Below are 3,115 nucleotides of genomic sequence, written 5' to 3'. Positions count from 1 at the left end.
CAGGGCGATGACCATTATGAGTCCATCGCCTATGGCCTGGGTCTGGAGGCCGGCCTCCCCTGGGGCATGGCCGCCGCGCTGTATCTGCCTTACATCCAACGCGACTACCCGTTGGGGCGCGCCGACGGCACGGGTGATATAGCGATCAGTCTGGGCAAGCGGCTCACGCAGGAAACCGCATCCTGGCCGTCACTGGTGGCGCGACTGGCCTACACCCACGACAACGGCAGCGCCCCGTTCGCCCCCGTACCGATTGGCGACGGCTTGCGCTCGCTCACGTTGTCACTGTCAGCCGTCAAGCGCAGCGAGCCGGTGGCGCTGTACGGCACGCTATCCTATGGCTATGCCTGGTCCAGGACCGCGACCTATTGGGACGGTGCGGGCTATCAGACCGGCCGTCTCACGCCGGCCGATCGCTTTGGCCTGACCCTCGGCGTCACCCTGGCCGCGACCCCCGCTATTTCACTCGATGCGGGGCTGTCCCTCGACTTTCCAGGCAAGGATAAGGTTGAACCGTGGGACGGCGAGGCGTACTACAGCGCGGCCGCCACGGCCGGTTACATCAACCTGGGCGCCGACTTTACCCTGGGCAAGAACCTGTTCCTTAATCTGTCGGCGGCGGCCGGGGTTACGGACGACGCTAACGACTTCATCTTCTCGGTGTCGCTGCCGTATCGCTTTTAGTGGCACTGATACAGTCTGACACGATGGGAAACAAAGCGATACTCCCTCGTCATGGTGCCGCAACGCCCTCAGTGAATAATGTCTCTACCGCCACACGGAGAAACGCCCCCAGGTGACACGCGGTTCACCAGGGGCCGTTTGCGGAAGCGGCTGTCAGTATGTGTTGATAGCCTAACCCTGTGCTCCAAAACACTCGCTTGAGGAAATACAGATGAACGCAAAAGCCTTGTTGATCGCCCTGCTGGCCGGCGCCACTTTCACGGCCGCCGCGGCGGCTCAGACCACTGCGACCCAGGCCGCTCAGGGGCAAAGCAGCCAGCCAGCCCCGATTCAGCTCAGCGCCGCACAGATGGACCAGGTCGTGGCCGGTGGCAAGGGCCCCGGCACCGGCGTCTGCACCGGCACCGGTATCCCGAAGCTTGACGGCACCGGTCCGAAATACGGCAAGAAATAGGCCGTAAGCCGTGGTTGATGCACCGCCCCCGTCACCGGGGGCAGTGCAGCCGCACTCGCAGAAGATCACCGACCGCGCGGCAAGATATTGATTACTCGCACCCGATCAGTGCCCGAGAAGGCTTCGCCGTAGGCTGAATAGCGTAACGCTTCTGACCCATCTTGCGGCAGTGACGACGGCAAGCGGGTGGAAGTGCAGAATTCCACGAACATGCCGTGCCAGGTAACCCGGGTCATCCCGATGCCGACATGGGCGGCCGTCACCCCCCGGTCCAAGGCTGGCTGGGGGTCTGGTGGCGGTTCGGCCGGGTCTATTGGACCAGCACCTTCAACCTGGCCGGAGCGCCCGAAACCAGCCGTCGCTGACCACCCGGATACACGCCGTTACACACCGATACAGGCCGTTACGGCGCTGACAAGACGGTGCTACAGGATGCGCGGAGAATCGGTACCGTCACCATCGAGGCAGTTCCGATCATCAACCGCCTGACCCTCTTTGTGCTGCTCTGCGTCTTCATCGCTTCGACCTGGGGCCAGGACCTGAGCGTGGCGCCAAGCAGGCCGCTGGACCTCAGCGTGCCGGGCGGTGCCCTGACCAGGACCTGGGGTTCGCCCGCCGCCGAGGTGACCGCGCGACTGCCGGGGCTGGGTGAGCAGCCCAGCCGCCCCGGCGCTGTCGGCGGTTTCGGGCGCGGTGCTGACCACCGCGGCGATTTGCCCTACGGCACCGGCTACGAGGCCAGGCACGGCCAGGGCGGGGGCGGGGGCGGGGGCGGCGGCGGGCGCGGCATGGGACGGGGACGCTGAGCGTTGACACCCCAAATCTACTCTTGGAAGGTAACCATCATGAAAACTCGTATACTCGTAAGCTCCCTGGTCATTCTCGCCTGCGTTGGCGCCGGTCCGGTCATGGCCAAGGGACCCAACAGCCCCGGCGGGCCGCAAGTCGCGGCACCGAGCGCGGCGACGGTCCCCACCCTCAGCACGGTCGAGGCTGACGACTTGCTCAAGATGCGCGAAGAGGAAAAGGTCGCCCGCGATGTCTACCTCAAGCTCTACGCGCGCTGGAAGACACCGGTGTTCTCGCAGATCGCTGCCTCGGAGCAGATCCACTTCGATGCGCTTTTCGACGCGATCGTTGGAGGATAATCAAGATGAAACACCAAGCCAAGACGATCACACGCGGCCTGACCCTGGGCTTTGCCTGCCTGTTACTACCTGGCATCCTGTCGGCGCAGACCCCGGCACCACCCGGTCCCATGACCTTCTCCGACCTGGACAAGAACGGCGATGGGGCCGTTACCGAGCAGGAGTTCACGACCGCTCACGGGGCGCGCATGGCCGCGCGCGCGGCCCAGGGCGCACCCATGCGTGGTGCGGCCACGGCGCCGACCTTCGCCGACTTCGATCAGAACGGCGACGGCCGAATGACCCCCGAGGAGTTCCAGGCCGGACGCCAGGCGCGCATGCAGGGCCGTCCGGGGATGGGCGCAGGCCCCGGGGCCGGCCCCGGCGGTGGTATGGGGGGCGGGCCCGGCATGGGCATGGGCATGGGCATGGGCCGCAACATGCCGGTCTTCGTCGAGTTCGACCTCAACGGGGACGGCACCCTGACCGAAACGGAATTCTATGAGGCGCGGGCCAAGCGCATGGCCGAGCGTGCGGCCCAGGGGTATCCGATGCGCAATGCCGGCAAGGCACTGCCCTTCAGTGCCATCGACACCGACGGCAATGGTCAGGTGACTCCGGATGAGTTCGCCGCCGGCCAGGCCGCGCATCGCGGGCAAATGATGCGGCAACCCTGATACCGTTCTATCAAACTTACAAATTCATGCGTAAACATGAATAAAGTTGACTTCCTGCTTCACGGGGGCCGGTTTCACGCGGACCTTGCGGCCCGCGCCAGCGCCTTCCCCTCCACAGGCAGACACCGCGGAACTCGCGGCGTACTTGGCGAGGTTAATCGCCGCATTCAGGT

5 protein-coding genes and 1 pseudogene are annotated in these 3,115 nt (G+C 65.3%); all 6 read left to right on the top strand.

Annotation, left to right across the window (positions count from 1 at the left end; translation table 11 throughout):
* Nucleotides 1-684, top strand: a pseudogene (locus QZY48_RS32095) (hypothetical protein); the annotation flags it as partial.
* Between the two features lie 211 nt (nucleotides 685-895).
* Entirely contained in the window at nucleotides 896-1,138 is a 243-nt protein-coding gene (locus QZY48_RS32090; RefSeq protein ID WP_295438361.1) for a hypothetical protein, read from the top strand.
* Between the two features lie 215 nt (nucleotides 1,139-1,353).
* Nucleotides 1,354-1,503: a hypothetical protein gene (locus QZY48_RS32085; protein WP_295438358.1), complete on the top strand. Its 150-nt coding sequence runs from the start codon at nucleotides 1,354-1,356 to the stop codon at nucleotides 1,501-1,503.
* A gap of 57 nt (nucleotides 1,504-1,560) precedes the next feature.
* The gene (locus QZY48_RS32080) at nucleotides 1,561-1,944 is read left to right on the top strand and encodes a hypothetical protein (protein ID WP_295438356.1); all 384 of its coding nucleotides are present in this window, start codon (nucleotides 1,561-1,563) and stop codon (nucleotides 1,942-1,944) included.
* 39 nt (nucleotides 1,945-1,983) lie between these two features.
* Nucleotides 1,984-2,286 (top strand): DUF2202 domain-containing protein, encoded by a 303-nt coding sequence (locus QZY48_RS32075; protein WP_295438354.1) that lies wholly within the window; start codon nucleotides 1,984-1,986, stop codon nucleotides 2,284-2,286.
* Nucleotides 2,287-2,291: 5 nt separating this feature from the next.
* Nucleotides 2,292-2,942 (top strand): EF-hand domain-containing protein, encoded by a 651-nt coding sequence (locus QZY48_RS32070; RefSeq protein ID WP_295438351.1) that lies wholly within the window; start codon nucleotides 2,292-2,294, stop codon nucleotides 2,940-2,942.
* The last annotated feature ends 173 nt before the right edge of the window (nucleotides 2,943-3,115 follow it).

The organism is uncultured Thiodictyon sp. (assembly GCF_903828115.1).
Lineage (GTDB): Bacteria > Pseudomonadota > Gammaproteobacteria > Chromatiales > Chromatiaceae > Thiodictyon.
This window is presented reverse-complemented; position numbering and strand designations above follow the sequence as displayed.